Below are 15,497 nucleotides of genomic sequence, written 5' to 3'. Positions count from 1 at the left end.
ATGCCCTTTAAAGTTAATAATTATTTATTAGTTGATATAGATGATGAGTTTAGCCGCGCATTTGCTCAGCACTACTTTGCAAATGCCGAAAATTCGACTCTAGTTGTGGCTGGCGCTAATAGCCGCCATATGGTTAAACTCATGTTTGATCAACTCGTTAAAGATTATTGCTATTGCGATTTTAGTAATGAAATTAGTGTCTCAGAACTCGCCAGCTATTTACATGAACACCACGATATTCAAGGTGTACTGATTAATCACACCGACTATCAGCTGGCGAATGATGCTCAAAAGTTTATTTATAACTCACTGCACAAAATACGTTACTTAGTGCAACAAGATGGACATAGCTTTAGTTTTACACCTTGCCCGGATGCTGCTCACATTAACCACCTTTCTTGCCAATCTGAGATTGCCGAAACCACTGCAGATGTTTTAAGTGCCAAAGACGAATTTAAATAACAAATAAATAATTGCACCTAAGCCGCTGTATACTTACCATATTGCTAAATTTATTGATAAGTGACAGCCATGCGAGTTCCACATATTTACCAACCTTCAGCGATTTCTTTAAACACCCCAGTAGCACTTGATGATGATGCAGCAGGTCATGTTGGCCGTGTATTGCGTATGCAAGTCGGTGATAAGGTTTCGATTTTTAATGGTGAAGGAGGTGAATACCTCAGTGAAATTATTGAAGTCAGCAAAAAAAATGTCGTCGTTGAGCCTCAGGAATTTGTTGATCATGATGTTGAATCGCCTTTAAAAATTCACTTGGGCCAAGGCATTTCTCGTGGCGATAAAATGGATTTCACTATTCAAAAATCTGTTGAACTGGGTATCACAGAAATCACCCCAATTTTTAGCCAACGTTGTGGCGTAAAACTAAGTGGCGATCGCCTTGCTAAAAAACATCAACAATGGCAAAAAATTGCAATTGCCGCTGCAGAGCAATCAGGCCGTAATTTTGTGCCTGTTGTACACCCTCCTATCAATATAAAAGAGTGGCTAGAACAAGCAAGTGAGGCGATTAAACTTACTTTGCACCCGCGTGCTGAGCACAGTATTAAAACTATTCAAGTACCAAACGAAGGAGTGCGCTTTTTAGTCGGCCCAGAAGGTGGATTTACCGATGCAGAAATTGACATTGCTAAACAGCAAAACTTTGTTGATATTCGCTTAGGCCCACGTGTTCTAAGAACAGAAACAGCCGCTCTGACGGTATTGAGCGCTTTACAATTACAGTTTGGCGATTTAGCGAATTGAAAACCGTAAAAATACCCATATATCAAAGTAACAAAACATAGTATGGCATACGATTCTAAGGCAAAAATATGGCAATTAAGCTAGGCATAATCTCTGATCCAATTAGTGGCTTTAATATTAAAAAAGACACTGGCTTTGCAATGATGATGGAAGCGCAACAGCGCGGTTACGAAATTTACTACATGGAAATGGATGACCTTTCTCTACGTCAAGGTCAAGGCTTTGCAACAGCCGCCAAAGCCCGTGTGTTTGATGATGTAAATCACTGGTATGAATTAGAAGAAAAAGCCACCATTGCTTTAGCAGATTTAGACGTTATTTTAATGCGTAAAGATCCGCCTTTTGATACTGAGTACATCTACGCTACCTATATTTTAGAGCGTGCTGAGCAAGCTGGCACGCTTATAATCAATAAGCCGCAAAGCTTACGCGATGCTAACGAAAAGCTATTCACAGCTTGGTTTAGCGAACATACGCCAGATACCCTAGTAACACGTAGCCAAGCAGACATTCGTGCATTTTTAGCTGAGCATAAAGATATTATTTTAAAACCGCTAGATGGTATGGGTGGTGCATCTATCTTTAGAGTTAAAGAAGATGATGCCAATATTGGTGTGATCTGCGAAACGCTAACCGAACATGGTAGTCGTTTTGCAATGGCACAAAACTATATTCCTGAAATCAAGCAAGGCGATAAACGCGTACTTGTGGTTGATGGTGAAGTAATGCCGTATTGCCTAGCTCGTATCCCACAAAATGGCGAAACGCGCGGTAACTTGGCAGCAGGTGGTAGAGGTGAAGCACGCCCGATTAGCGATTCAGACCGTAAAATTGCAGAGGCTGTAGCACCTACGCTGAAAGAAAAAGGCCTTATTTTTGTTGGTCTAGATATCATTGGCGACCGTTTAACTGAAATCAATGTCACTGCGCCAACGTGTGTAAAAGAGATTGAAGCCGCTTATGACATTTCAATCACTGGTCACTTATTTGATGCCATTGAAAGAAAACTGAGCCATACTTAAATTAAACAACAAAAGGGGCGACCTATGCAGTCATTAGAGAATCACTTCTTAATCGCAATGCCGAGCATGCAAGACCCTTTTTTTAAGCGTGCTGTCACTTACATTTGTGAGCATAATCAAGATGGTGCGATGGGCTTGGTAATTAACCAGCCTATCAATATCACCGTGGGCGAGCTACTCGATAAAATCGAAATTGATAACGACAAAAGCAAGCAAGCTGCAGGTTTAGCTGTGTACGCAGGCGGACCTGTAAAAACCGATCGTGGATTTGTTTTGCACTCACCAAAACCAGGTTATGCAGCGAGTCAAAAACTTAGTAGTGATATTATGATCACTACTTCAAAAGATGTGTTAGCAAGCCTAACCACGAGTGAAGCACCTGAACAATTTATTATCACACTGGGTTATGCTGGTTGGGATCAAGGACAGCTAGAGCAAGAACTGCTAGAGAATTCATGGTTAATTATCAAAGCAGATCCTGAGATCATCTTTAACACACCCGTTGAAAAACGCTGGGAAAAAGCCGTTTCTATGCTGGGTTTTGATATCGGGCAATTAAGCTCTGAAGCTGGCCACGCTTAACATTTATAAATTTTAAGACTATGACAAAACGAACTTTTAAGCCACTCGGTGAACGCACCGTAATGGGTTTTGACTTTGGCACCAAAAGTATTGGTATTGCCATTGGTCAAGAACTCACTGGAACAGCATCAAGCTTACAAGCTGTAAAAGCGAGAGATGGGATCCCTGATTGGCAACTTATTAAAAAACAGGTGGATGAGTGGCAACCAGATTTAATGGTGGTTGGTTTACCGCTTAATATGGACGGCACCAATCAAGAAGTTACCTTTAAAGCCAAGAAGTTCGCTAACCGCTTACATAACCACTTTGCTATACCGGTTGAAACGCAGGACGAACGACTAACAACAGCAGATGCCAAAGCCCGTTTATTTGAACAAGGTGGCTACCGAAACCTTGGTAAAGGTAATGTTGATAATATGTCAGCGGTGATCATCTTAGAAAGCTTTTTTGAGCAGTTTTATGGCGACTAAGGCGCTTTATTAATCACCGTATAGTTGTTTAAATCTGGAATGAAGCCTGCCTCTCGGTAGGCTTTTTCAATTGCGCCTGTTTTACGAAGCTGCGCAAGCCCTTTTTGAATTGCAACAAAGGCCGCTTTTCCATCGGGGTGACTCTTCGAAATAATAAAATGACGGCTATCATTAAGCTGGAGCACTAGGTTTGGCACAGCTACCAGTTCAATGTTTTCTAATGTGTAGCGATTATTGAGGCTAGGCATTAAGGGCATCATCATAAAATCAACCCACTGCATCGATACAGTGCGGACTTGCCCAAGCCACTCATCTTCTCTGAGCAACTCTTTTAAGGGCAGAGCAGATAACGTTTGCCAATCGGTTTGCCAGCGTGGCGTTGACACTGCGGTTAATTGTTTAAAGTCAGCAAGCTGTTTTACTTGCTGCACTTTCTTATTGTTCGGTGAAGTAAATATGCCCGCGTAATACTCACCATTTCGAATCACAGGGTCAGAGATATATACCGACTCAACTAGCTGCTTTGCATCAACAGACCAAACACTATCGAAGCTTAATAGTAGCTGGCCATCTTCTAACAGCTTGGTATTGCGATAATTAACATTACCTTTGTGATAACGAAATGGCTTGGTAAAACCGCCTAAACTCAGTGCTTGTTGAGCTATGATCATATCGACCACATCACGGCGAATGTAAGCACCACTAAAGTCTTTAACTTCAAGAGGTTTGCGACCATTCAAAAAGCGACTGTAATCGTCATAAACATCATCGCGAATAAAAATAACCACACTTTTATTATCATTGCCATATACCTGAAAGGTACTCAGCAATAAAAATAACCAACCGATTAAATTTACTCGCAAACACATTTATTCGTCACTCTTTCCATCAAGACCATCGATAGTCACGCCTTGTAAGAAGCCCGCACCACTTTGTTCATTGTTTTGCAGCTTAATCATTAGGCGTAAGTCATTTGGCGAGTCAGCATGGTGTAACGCATCAGCGTAGTTAATACGGCGCTGTTTATAAAGCTCAAATAAGGCTTGATCAAAGGTTTGCATGCCCATTTCTTTCGATTTAGCCATGGTTTCTTTGATAGAGCCAATATCACCACGCTTGATGAGCTCTGCCACCATAGGTGAATTAAGCAAAATCTCGATAGCAGCAACACGCCCTTCCCCATCGGAAGTTGGCACCAACTGCTGCGCAACAATGGCGCGAAGGTTAAGTGCTAAGTCGTACTTTAACTTATCGTGCTTTTCTTTTGGCACTAAGTGCATGATACGGTCAATGGCTTGGTTGGCATTATTCGCATGCAGTGTCGCCACACACAAGTGACCCGTTTCGGCAAAGCTGAGTGCGTATTCCATGGTTTCTTGTGAACGGATCTCACCAATTAAGATCACATCAGGTGCTTGACGTAACGAGCTTTTTAGAGCTGATTCAAAGCTTTCAGTATCCAAACCAACTTCACGTTGGGTAATGATGCTTTTACGATGCTCGTGAACAAATTCGATAGGATCTTCAATGGTAAGAATATGACCACGCTGATTGCGGTTACGATAACCTAACAGCGCAGCAAGCGAGGTTGACTTACCTGTGCCGGTACCACCTACAAACAGCACTAAACCACGTTTTGCCATAATCACGTCTGTTAATGTTGATGGCAAACCTAGTTCGTTGACATCTGGGATTTGCGTTACGATACGGCGAATAACCATACCCGCTCTATCACGCTGCCAAAAGGCAGAAACACGGAAACGGCCTTCATCAGTTGCAATTGCAAAGTTACATTCTTTACTGTCATGAAATTCTTTGCGCTGTTTGTCGTTCATTGCTGACTCGACCAAAGCGAGTGAATCCTCATCAGAGAGTTTTTCATCGCTTAAAGGTATTAATTCACCGTTTACTTTTGCACTGACAGGCAGCTGGCTCGAAACAAACAAGTCTGAGCCTTTTTTGTCGATCATAACTTGTAAAAAATGATTTAAAGGTAAAGACATTTTAAATAGCTCCGTTAACCACCAAATTGGGTTTTATCTTGCGCTTTAGCTCGCGCATCATTGGTTGTAATAATGCCGTAGTTAACTAAGTTTGCTAAACATTGATCCATGGTCTGCATACCATGCGATGCACCGGTTTGAATTGATGAATACATTTGTGCAATTTTATCTTCACGGATCAGATTTCGGATTGCAGGAATACCTATCATGATCTCGTGAGCTGCAACTCGGCCACCGCCCACTTTTTTAAGTAAAGTTTGCGAGATTACGGCACGTAATGATTCTGACAACATTGAACGTACCATGTCTTTTTCTTCACCTGGGAATACGTCAATGATACGGTCGATAGTTTTAGGTGCAGAGGTAGTATGCAAGGTACCAAACACCAAGTGACCTGTTTCTGCCGCAGTCATCGCTAAGCGAATTGTTTCAAGGTCACGCAGCTCACCCACTAAGATTACATCCGGATCTTCACGTAGTGCACTTCTAAGCGCATTAGAGAAGCTATGCGTATCGCGGTGTACTTCACGCTGGTTAATAAGGCTCAGTTTATTCTCGTGTACGAATTCGATTGGATCTTCGATAGTTAAAATATGGTGATGCTTATTTTGGTTAATATAATCAACCATCGCCGCTAATGTGGTTGATTTACCAGAACCCGTTGGCCCGGTGACTAGCACCAAACCACGTGGATTATCGGAAATAGTTTTAAAAATATCAGGCGCACCTAAATCATCCAGCGTTAAAACATCACTTGGGATAGTACGAAACACCGCCGCAGGGCCACGGTTTGAATTAAATGCGTTAACACGAAAACGCGCAAGGTTTGGTACTTCGAAAGAAAAATCCACTTCGAGATTTTGTTCGTAGTCCTTACGCTGATTATCGTTCATAATATCGTATACCAGACTATTTACATCTTTTTGTTCTAATGCTGGAATATTAATACGACGCACATCACCATCAACACGTATCATAGGTGATACGCCTGATGACAAGTGTAAATCCGAGGCTTTGTGTTGCACACTAAAGGCCAATAATTCGGTAATATCCATTTATGACTCCACAACCAACTGATAATTATATGGTTACAATAGCAGAACGACTTACATCCGCCTACGCAAGAATTGCTCAAGCTGCAAAAAATAATCACCGCGATGAGCAATCAATCAACCTATTGGCTGTTTCAAAAACAAAACCTGCCGACGATATTATTGCTGCCTATAAGCATGGTCAACGCCAGTTTGGCGAATCATACGTTCAAGAAGCGGTAACAAAAGTCACAGCATTGGCTGATTATAAAGACATTGTTTGGCACTTTATCGGCCCTATTCAATCAAATAAAAGTGCCCAAGTAGCCACGCATTTTGATTGGGTGCAAAGCGTTGACCGCACTAAAATTGCAAAACGTCTTAACGAGCAACGACCAGCCGACAAAGCCCCGCTCAATGTATTAATTCAAGTTAATATTAGTTTAGAAGAGGCTAAGTCAGGCTGCCACCCAGACGAGCTAATGGCATTGGCCGAATTCGTCAATCAATGTCCTAATTTATGCCTGCGCGGTGTGATGGCGATTCCTGCCAAAACCGACGATGCCCAGCTACAATTACAATATTTTGAGCAATTAAGCGCTTGCTTTGATAAACTAAAGGCCCAATATCCCCAAGTAGACACCTTGTCGATGGGTATGAGTAACGATGTTGAAGCGGCGATTGCAGCAGGTTCAACCATGGTACGCATTGGCACGGATATATTTGGCCAACGAAATTAAAAGGTGATAACAGACATATGTCAGACAAAAAAATCGCATTTATAGGCACGGGTAACATGAGCTACGCCATCATTGGCGGCATGGTAAAGAACGGTTTTGCAGCAAAAAACATCATTGCAACCAATCGCAACCAAGAAAAATTAGCTAAGGTTGCTGCTGATTTCGGGGTGCAAACTACCGCGGATAACAACGCGGCACTTCGCGATGCAGATGTGATTGTCTTATCTGTTAAACCGCAAATGATGGGCGATCTTTGCCAATCATTCCAAGATTCAGGCGTTGATTTTAGCGACAAGCTATTTATTTCAGTGGCAGCAGGCCTTACCGTTAGCCGTTTACGTGAAATGCTAGGTCAAGATGTGAAAATGGTGCGTTGTATGCCAAATACACCATCATTACTAGGTCGTGGTGTTTCAGGTCTTTATGGCGCTGGCGAAACCGCTGAAGAGCACGAGTTTGTACAACAAGTTTTTGAGTGTACAGGCATTGTTGTTTGGGTTGAGCAAGAATCACAAATCAACGACATCATCGCTGTTACGGGCTCATCACCTGCTTACTTCTTCTTATTTATGGAAGCTATCGAAGAAAAAGCGAAAGCACTTGGCTTTAGTGATGAAGATGCGCGCCGTTTAGTACAGCAAACAGCACTGGGTGCCGCCGAAATGGCACTGTCGCAACCAGACATCAGCATTTCTCAGCTACGTGCAAACGTAACCTCTAAAGGGGGTACGACTCACGAAGCTGTTGAGCACCTTAAATCACAAGGTTTAGTCGGCACTGTTGCAGATGCAATGGATGCCTGTATTGCTCGCGCTGAAGCGATGGAAAAAGAACTTTAAGCTTACTTTTTGAAGGTAAAACTATGCAAGCCATGCACTTTTTAGTTGGGATTATTTTTGATCTCTTTTTAATGGTGGTCCTTTTACGCTTTTGGTTACAAGCGGCAAAAGCTGACTTTTACAACCCTATGAGCCAGTTTGTGGTAAAAGCCACTTCGTTCGCAGTGAACCCACTTCGTAAAATCATCCCAGGAGTGGGTGGCTTTGATATTGCCTCGTTAGTGCTTGCTTATTTAGTTGCTGTAGCAAAACTCAGTGTTATTTTTCTGATGTTTTATAATGCTTGGGCTCCAGGTCCGGTATTTATTCAAGCGTTAATTACGGTAGTTAAAGAAGGCCTAAACTTACTATTTTGGGTATTAATTATTCGTGCTTTACTGAGCTGGGTAAGCCAAGGCTACAACCCTATTGAGGCTGTATTCCACCAGCTAACTGAGCCGATGTTGCGCCCTATCCGTAAGATTATCCCACCACTAGGTGGTCTAGACCTATCAATCTTAGTGTTGATTATTGGTCTACAGTTTTTACAGTTTTTAGTAATGGATTTAATTGGCTAAGCGTTAAACGTGAAGCAGTAAGGGGCCGAAAGGCCTCTTTTGTTAAGTGAGATATACCATGAAGCAATTTATTTATTTTTCTTTGATTGTATTGAGTTTATTTACAACCTTTGCCAAAGCTGATGAGCAAGCAGGCGCCCAGTACAAGATTCTTGGCCCTTGGGAAGTTCATTACATTGCATTTCCATCGACTTTTATTCAGCCAAACATTGCTAAAAACTATGATTTAGAGCGTAGCCCTAGCAAAGGGATTATTAATATTTCGGTATTAAAAAACAGCGATAAAACAGCGCAGACTGCAACTTTAACTGGCACTGCACGTAACCTACTTGGTAATAAAAAACAGCTTACATTTAAAGAAGTTGTGGAAGGCGATGCGATTTATTACCTCGCGCAAATCGATTACAGCAACGAAGAAATTTACCGTTTTGATATCGAAATTAATCAAAATGGCAAAGTACAAACGTTGAAGTTTCAGCAAAAATTTTACGTAGATTAATTAACCTATGAACAACACCTTGGTTTTAGCCACGGGTAACCCTGGCAAAGTAAAAGAGCTGGCAAGTATGCTCAGCCCACTTAATATTAACGTGGTTCCACAAAGCGATTTTCAAGTGCCAGACGTGCCAGAAACAGGCACCACATTTGTTGAAAACGCCATTATTAAAGCGCGCCATGCAGCAAAGATCACAGGCATGCCTGCGATTGCTGATGACTCTGGCCTTGAAGTAGACGGCCTAAATGGAGCACCTGGTGTGTACTCTGCACGTTTTGCCGGAGCGGGTGCCAGCGATCAAGATAATATCGACAAGCTACTAAAAGAGCTTGCTGATAACCCAGTTCGCAGTGCGCGTTTTTGGTGTGTGTTAGTATTAATGCGCCACGCCGACGACCCTACACCACTTATTTGTAGTGCCAGTTGGGAAGGTGAAATCACCTATAGCCAAGATGGTCAGGGTGGTTTTGGTTATGATCCTGTTTTTTACGTACCGTCTGAGCAATGCACGAGCGCCCAGTTAACTAAGGAGCAAAAAAATGCCCTTAGCCATCGCGGCCAAGCTTTAAAACAACTACTTGCGCAATTGCAGCAAAAAGGCGGCCTGTGAGTTTACCGCCTTTAAGTTTATATGTGCACGTGCCTTGGTGCGTGCAAAAGTGCCCATACTGTGACTTTAATAGCCATGGCCAAAAAGGCACGATCCCCGAAAAAGAATACGTTCAGCATCTTATTGATGATCTCAAGGCCGATTTGCACTTAGTGCAAGGGCGTAAAATCCATAGCATCTTTATTGGCGGCGGCACCCCAAGCTTATTAACTGGTGACGCTTATACTCGCCTACTTGGTGAAGTCGACAGATTAATTGGCCTAACTGATGACTGTGAAATTACCCTAGAGGCAAACCCTGGTACTGTCGAAACAGGTCGCTTTAAAGAATATGTTGCCGCTGGCATCAATCGTATTTCGATTGGCGTGCAAAGCATGCAAAACGACAAGCTAAAAGCCCTTGGCCGTATTCATGGTGCTGATGAAGCAAGTTATGCGGCTAAACAGGCGCATCAAGCTGGGCTAAACAGCTTTAACCTTGATTTAATGCATGGCTTACCAGGGCAATCTGTTGCAGACGCCTTAAGCGACCTTGAAAAAATTATCGCCCTAAATCCACCTCATATCTCGTGGTATCAGCTAACAATTGAGCCAAATACTCAGTTTGCTTCTAAGCCACCGACCTTACCTCATGACGACACCCTTTGGGATATTCAAGAACAAGGTCAAGCGTTACTCGCAGCAGCAGGTTATGAGCAATACGAGATCTCAGGCTACGCGAAGCCCGGTTACCAATGCCGTCATAACTTGAATTATTGGCGATTTGGCGATTATCTCGGTATCGGCTGCGGTGCCCATGGTAAAATTACTGATGAAAATAAAGTCATCACCCGTACGGTGAAAGTAAAACACCCACGAGGTTATATGGATCTTGCCAAACCGTATTTATACGAACAATGGCAAGTAGCAGAAGACGACTTAGCTTTTGAATTCTTTATGAATCGTTTTCGTTTAGTTGAACCCTGCCCCAAAGCTGATTTACCTTTGCTTACAAGTTTGTCACTGCAAAGTCAGGAACAAGCCTTGACTGATGCAATTGCAAAAGGCTTACTAATTGATGATAAAGATAACTGGCAGGTAAGCCAAAAAGGCCATCGCTTTTTAAATGACCTGCTAGAATTATTCGTTTAAGAATTATAATTAAATTTCTAACAACTACAAAGGAACGATAATGCGTAAACTGACCTTCATCGCTGCGGCGGTAAGTGTTGCATTACTTGGCGGCTGCCAACAAATGCAAGAGCAACCGAAGCCTGCACCAAGTGTACAAAGCCAACCTGTACAAAGTGAAATCGATAAAGCTAATGCCTTCTTCGAAGATACTTTTAACCGTGATGTAATGAAAAGCCCGATCTATCAAACATACATGGGCATCAAAAAAGATTACGACAAATGGGATGATGGCAGCGAAGAGCGCGTTTTAGAAGACTTTGAACAAACTAAAGCTGACCTAGTTGCGCTTAACGCAATTAACCGTGACCTATTAGATGACGCAACAAAAGTAAGCTACGACCTTAAAAAGCAAGATTTAGAAAACGAAATTGCTGATTTCAAATGGCGTCATTACAACTACCCTGTGAACCAAATGTTTGGTGTTCACTCGATGATCCCTGCGTTTTTAATCAACCAACATCAAATTGCCGATGTATCTGATGCTAAAGCGTATATCTCACGTTTAAATGGTGTTACAACGGTTATTGATCAGCTAATCAAAGACCTTGAAGTACGTGCAGATAAAGGCATTATCGCGCCTAAGTTTGTTTTCCCACACGTGATTGATTCAAGCAATAATATCTTACGCGGCGCCCCATTCCATGACGGTGAAGACTCAACGTTACTAGCTGACTTTAAACGCAAAGTTAATGCGTTAGAGATTGCCGATAGCGAAAAATCAGCACTTATCAGCGATGCTGAAAAAGCCCTAAAAGCAGCAGTAAAGCCTTCTTACACTAAGCTAATTAACTTCTTAGCTCAGTTAGAAAAACGCGCTGATGACCGCGATGGTGCTTGGAAATTCCCTGATGGTGAAGCGTTCTACAATAATGCTTTAGCACGTACCACAACGACTGATTTAACAGCAAAAGAAATCCACACAATCGGTTTAGCTGAAGTCGCGCGTATTCACGACGAAATGCGTGAAATTAAGGACAAAGTAGGCTTTAAAGGTGACCTTAAAGCATTCATGCAATTCATGAAAACTGATAAGCAGTTCTACTACCCTAACACCGCTGAAGGTAAACAACGTTATCTTGATGAAGCAACAGCGCTTATCGATAACATGAAATCTCGCCTAGACGAGCTATTCATTGTTAAGCCAAAAGCTGACCTTAAAGTTAAAGCTGTTGAAGCATTCCGTGAAAAAGCAGCAGGTAAAGCGTTCTACCAACAACCTGCGCCAGATGGTTCACGCCCAGGTATTTATTACGCAAACCTTTACGACATGGAAGCAATGCCAACATACCAAATGGAAGCACTTGCATACCACGAAGGTATTCCTGGTCACCACATGCAAATTGCTATCGCGCAAGAGCTTGAAGGCGTACCTAAGTTCCGTAAATTTGGCGGCTACACAGCGTATGTTGAAGGTTGGGGTTTATACTCTGAGCTAGTACCAAAAGAAATGGGCTTATACGAAGACCCATATTCAGATTTTGGTCGTCTTGCGATGGAATTATGGCGTGCATGTCGCCTAGTAGTAGATACAGGTATCCACGCTATGAAGTGGACACGTCAAGAAGGTATCGACTACTACGTAAATAACACACCAAATGCGACGTCTGATGGCGTTAAAATGGTTGAGCGTCACATTGTAATGCCTTCACAAGCAACGGCATACAAAGTAGGCATGCTGAAAATTTTAGAGCTTCGTGAAGCGGCTAAAGAAAAACTAGGCGATAAATTCGATATTCGTGAATTCCACGATGTAGTACTTAAAAATGGTGCAGTACCGTTAAATGTACTAGAGAAGTTTGTTGACCAATGGGTTGCTAAAAAACAAGCAGCTTAAGCAATAAAGACTTGAAAAAGGCCGCTCAGCGGCCTTTTTTATTTATTTAAACAACTAGTTGAGCTATAAATGTATAAATAATAAAAAACGAGTATCTCCATGCAAAGCGCGATTGAGCAATTGAACAGCCGGCTTCAACATCATCAGTTAAAAGAACTCATTGCCGATTACCAAAATTTATCGGGAGTTTTGCAAGCGGCACAATTACAACATATCTATCAATTAGCTTGCAGTAGTGAAGTTAAATACTTGTTTTTACAAAATGTGGCAGCGCATTTACTCGAAGCAAGCCCGCTGCCAAGTGAAGCTGTAGCCTTAATTGATGATATCGATAAACTGAGCTTTTTCACGCCTGGTCTTAAATTTCAAAATGCTTTTTGTGTAACAGACAATCAGGGCAATACCTTACTACATCATTTATTTACGCAGTGTCAGGCTGATAACCTACCCTTTAATTACTTGCGTTCGTTAATGTTATTTGAAAGCAATGAAAGCTTAGGCATAGCATTAAAAACATTAAATAAGCAGCAGCTCACTCCTATTGGTTGCTTTATAGCGCTAAACAGCACGACTCAAATGCTAGCCAAACATGAGTTCTCTGCATTATTAGCCATGATGGAAGTCGACCAAAGCCACAGCCCAAGCGCAGTCAGCGCCTTGGTAAATACCCTTAAGCAATTTTATGGTGCCAATCAACCAAAGAGTAGCGACAGTAAAGTGCTGCTTTGCGCGGCCTATTTGCAAGTGCCAACGGCGCAGTTATTAAACGCGCTCAATCAATAACTTCATGAATAAGGATGTTGTTAAAGCGTTTTTATCGCTCAGTAGTTTTACCGCCCTTAACCATGGTAGCCGTATTGTGCTTACCTTGTGCCTTGCAAGGTTATTAAGTACTGATGAGTTTGGTACTTTCGCGGCGTTACTCGCACTGTGTGAAATTCTGTTATTACCCGCGAGTATGGGTTTTGCATCATCTTTAATGCGTATTAGCTACCCGCTCTACAAAGCTCAGCAACATGATTTACTACGTGGCTTAAAACATGTTTATTTAGCGGCATCGTGTTTATTCGGGGTGATTTTTGTCGCTGCTGTGGTAATTAGCTTTCAAGCTATTTCACCGCACCAAAGCGCTCAAGAGCATGTGGTCTATTTACTATTACTGGTGCCGATTGGCGCCATTATGCAAAGCCAATCGGCCTTTTTAGTGGCTTTGAATAAACCAAAAATTGGCCTAATAACGCAGCAGTGTATTTTTGAATTGCTAACAGCTGGGTTTTGCTTTTTCGTGTACTTGATACGTGGCGACTTATCGTTAGTCGAGATTTGTATCTTGTTGTTTTGTAGCATCTTGTGCGTAGTCATTTATCAATATTGGTTAATCAAAAAAATGATCGTCGCAAGCACTGCCCGCTACCAAACCAAGCAATGGTGTAAAGACTCCTTGATCATGCTCGCCAGTGGCGCAGGCACCGTGTTGGTAGCAAAACTCGATGTATTACTGGTGCATCACTGGTTTGGTGCACAAGGCGTGAGTATCTTCTTTCCTGCGGTAGTGATCGCTGGCTTACTGACTATTTTAGGCAATGCCGCCAACCAATATTTAAAACCCATTTTAATGGCAGATGAAACGACCGAGCAGCAACTTAGCGAATTAATGAAAGTGGTATGGCGTTTTAACTTTGCCGCTATTTTGCTACTTGCCCTGCTCGCAAAGCCACTACTCACTCTCTATGGCGAAAGCCAATTGCAGGAAGGGTTTTGGATTTTAATGCTGCTGTTACTCGGGCAGCTGTTATTACCAGCAAGAATCTTAGCCAGTAGCATGATCAAGTTAAAAGGCAACCCGCTTATTAACTTGTACGTATTACTAGGCGCAACCAGTGTCACGGTTTTAATGGCAGTACTGTTAAAAGATCAGTTTGGCTTATTGGGGGTGGCTGTGGCATTTAGTGGTGGCTTTATGCTCGGTGCGCTTTGCCGCATGGTGATTGTATGCATACGCATGCGGCTGCCTTTATCTGTGGTATTGGGTTTAGTCAGATAGATAATATTCAACACTGGTAACAACACGCACTTTTTTCAGCTGAGGTGTGTTTGAATCTCTATCAGAAATTGAAAACTGCCCCTGACGCGCTGTTTTAATTTTACCTAATTTAGATTGTGAATCTTTGGCAAATTTCATTGCCACTTCACGGGCTTTTTCGGTTGCTTCTTGAATCATATTTGGCTTAATTTCATTTAAGCCATTAAATAAATATTGAATACGCGTTTCGTAATTGTCTTGTACTATCGCAATGCCTTGCTTGGCTAACTGGCTTACAGCGCCTAACGCATGTTGCACTTTTTCGATGTCATTTGAATAAACAATGACATTATTACGGGCAATATAACGAAACTGCTGATTCTCGCCGCCATATTCGCGGGCTTGTTTATCAATAATTGACTGACTACCAAGACTAATTTCTTCATCACTAAAGCCATGTAGCTTTAAAAAGGCGACGACTGCATCACTTTTCTCTTCAACCCGGCCAACTAGTTTTTCAAGGTTGTTATCGGCATCAGAAAACTGTAACGGCCATATAACAGTGTCTGCTGGCACTTCCATTTCAGCTAACCCTTTAACGTGAACAGTGCGCTCCATGCCTTTCACATCAAGGGCTGCACTTTTCAAAATAAAACCTAATCCAAGCAAACCAACCGCCAATGCACACGCTGCAATAACGATATTAAATGGTTGCGCTTTATTCATGCTTTTCTCCTTGATGTAGGTCACTGTTTTTGACTCGAAAAGTAATTATAAACAGGTTATCTTATGAGTATAACTTTTAATACTTTAGAAGCGTGTCGGTTCTAGTTTGGGTGTATTAAACTTAAC

At 42.1% G+C, this 15,497-nt stretch carries 18 protein-coding genes; 14 read left to right on the top strand and 4 right to left on the bottom strand.

The genetic code is table 11. From position 1 onward, the window contains the following. The 5 genes from VRK28_RS09605 to ruvX all read left to right on the top strand — a co-directional run bounded on the left by VRK28_RS09605 (position 1) and on the right by ruvX (position 3,340). Positions 1 to 462, top strand: a complete 462-nt coding sequence (locus VRK28_RS09605; protein ID WP_058586585.1) for a hypothetical protein — start codon at positions 1 to 3, stop codon at positions 460 to 462. 69 nt (positions 463 to 531) lie between these two features. After that, positions 532 to 1,266: a 16S rRNA (uracil(1498)-N(3))-methyltransferase gene (gene rsmE / locus VRK28_RS09600; RefSeq protein ID WP_332393837.1), complete on the top strand. Its 735-nt coding sequence runs from the start codon at positions 532 to 534 to the stop codon at positions 1,264 to 1,266. A 68-nt stretch (positions 1,267 to 1,334) separates the two neighbouring features. Next, on the top strand, positions 1,335 to 2,288 hold the full coding sequence (gene gshB, locus VRK28_RS09595; protein WP_054562736.1) for a glutathione synthase: 954 nt from the start codon (positions 1,335 to 1,337) through the stop codon (positions 2,286 to 2,288). A 24-nt stretch (positions 2,289 to 2,312) separates the two neighbouring features. After that, complete coding sequence (locus VRK28_RS09590) at positions 2,313 to 2,870, top strand: YqgE/AlgH family protein (RefSeq protein WP_054562737.1); 558 nt, start codon at positions 2,313 to 2,315, stop codon at positions 2,868 to 2,870. Positions 2,871 to 2,890: 20 nt separating this feature from the next. After that, positions 2,891 to 3,340: a Holliday junction resolvase RuvX gene (gene ruvX, locus VRK28_RS09585; protein WP_054562738.1), complete on the top strand. Its 450-nt coding sequence runs from the start codon at positions 2,891 to 2,893 to the stop codon at positions 3,338 to 3,340. Here the strand turns inward: ruvX and VRK28_RS09580 are convergent. From VRK28_RS09580 to VRK28_RS09570, 3 genes are read right to left on the bottom strand one after another with little or no spacing between them, the layout of a single operon-like run. Then, complete coding sequence (locus VRK28_RS09580) at positions 3,337 to 4,209, bottom strand: hypothetical protein (protein ID WP_244269404.1); 873 nt, start codon at positions 4,207 to 4,209, stop codon at positions 3,337 to 3,339. The genes ruvX and VRK28_RS09580 overlap by 4 nt on opposite strands. After that, the gene (locus VRK28_RS09575; RefSeq protein ID WP_054562739.1) at positions 4,210 to 5,343 is read right to left on the bottom strand and encodes a PilT/PilU family type 4a pilus ATPase; all 1,134 of its coding nucleotides are present in this window, start codon (positions 5,341 to 5,343) and stop codon (positions 4,210 to 4,212) included. A gap of 14 nt (positions 5,344 to 5,357) precedes the next feature. Beyond that, positions 5,358 to 6,398, bottom strand: a complete 1,041-nt coding sequence (locus VRK28_RS09570) for a type IV pilus twitching motility protein PilT (RefSeq protein ID WP_054562740.1) — start codon at positions 6,396 to 6,398, stop codon at positions 5,358 to 5,360. A 2-nt stretch (positions 6,399 to 6,400) separates the two neighbouring features. Here VRK28_RS09570 and VRK28_RS09565 point away from each other — a divergent pair, with 2 nt between their 5' ends. From VRK28_RS09565 to VRK28_RS09525, 9 genes are all read left to right on the top strand, one after another. Beyond that, entirely contained in the window at positions 6,401 to 7,114 is a 714-nt protein-coding gene (locus VRK28_RS09565) for a YggS family pyridoxal phosphate-dependent enzyme (protein WP_054562741.1), read from the top strand. A 17-nt stretch (positions 7,115 to 7,131) separates the two neighbouring features. Further along, positions 7,132 to 7,953: a pyrroline-5-carboxylate reductase gene (gene proC / locus VRK28_RS09560; protein WP_062566131.1), complete on the top strand. Its 822-nt coding sequence runs from the start codon at positions 7,132 to 7,134 to the stop codon at positions 7,951 to 7,953. Between the two features lie 23 nt (positions 7,954 to 7,976). Beyond that, positions 7,977 to 8,510 carry a YggT family protein gene (locus VRK28_RS09555; protein WP_058586592.1) on the top strand — a complete coding sequence of 178 codons (534 nt, stop codon included), beginning with the start codon at positions 7,977 to 7,979 and terminating at the stop codon, positions 8,508 to 8,510. Between the two features lie 58 nt (positions 8,511 to 8,568). Beyond that, positions 8,569 to 9,009 (top strand): DUF4426 domain-containing protein, encoded by a 441-nt coding sequence (locus VRK28_RS09550; protein ID WP_062566132.1) that lies wholly within the window; start codon positions 8,569 to 8,571, stop codon positions 9,007 to 9,009. 7 nt (positions 9,010 to 9,016) lie between these two features. Continuing rightward, on the top strand, positions 9,017 to 9,616 hold the full coding sequence (locus VRK28_RS09545; protein ID WP_062566133.1) for an XTP/dITP diphosphatase: 600 nt from the start codon (positions 9,017 to 9,019) through the stop codon (positions 9,614 to 9,616). After that, a complete protein-coding gene (gene hemW, locus VRK28_RS09540; protein WP_062566134.1) occupies positions 9,613 to 10,746 on the top strand; it encodes a radical SAM family heme chaperone HemW in 1,134 nt (377 codons plus the stop codon). The genes VRK28_RS09545 and hemW overlap by 4 nt, the downstream gene beginning before the upstream one ends. A gap of 40 nt (positions 10,747 to 10,786) precedes the next feature. Further along, positions 10,787 to 12,622 carry a DUF885 domain-containing protein gene (locus VRK28_RS09535; protein ID WP_062566135.1) on the top strand — a complete coding sequence of 612 codons (1,836 nt, stop codon included), beginning with the start codon at positions 10,787 to 10,789 and terminating at the stop codon, positions 12,620 to 12,622. 99 nt (positions 12,623 to 12,721) lie between these two features. After that, positions 12,722 to 13,405, top strand: coding sequence for a hypothetical protein (locus tag VRK28_RS09530; RefSeq protein WP_062566136.1), 684 nt, complete (start codon positions 12,722 to 12,724; stop codon positions 13,403 to 13,405). Between the two features lie 4 nt (positions 13,406 to 13,409). Then, entirely contained in the window at positions 13,410 to 14,666 is a 1,257-nt protein-coding gene (locus tag VRK28_RS09525; RefSeq protein WP_332393832.1) for a lipopolysaccharide biosynthesis protein, read from the top strand. On the opposite strand, the gene VRK28_RS09520 is transcribed toward VRK28_RS09525, so the two are convergent. Continuing rightward, on the bottom strand, positions 14,655 to 15,371 hold the full coding sequence (locus tag VRK28_RS09520; RefSeq protein ID WP_054562750.1) for an SIMPL domain-containing protein: 717 nt from the start codon (positions 15,369 to 15,371) through the stop codon (positions 14,655 to 14,657). The two genes, VRK28_RS09525 and VRK28_RS09520, sit on opposite strands and share 12 nt — an antisense overlap. Positions 15,372 to 15,497 lie beyond the last annotated feature (126 nt).

This window comes from Pseudoalteromonas sp. P80D2 (assembly GCF_036680945.1).
Lineage (GTDB): Bacteria > Pseudomonadota > Gammaproteobacteria > Enterobacterales > Alteromonadaceae > Pseudoalteromonas > Pseudoalteromonas shioyasakiensis.
Note: the sequence above shows the minus strand (reverse complement) of the source record. Positions and strands in the feature narration are given on the sequence as shown.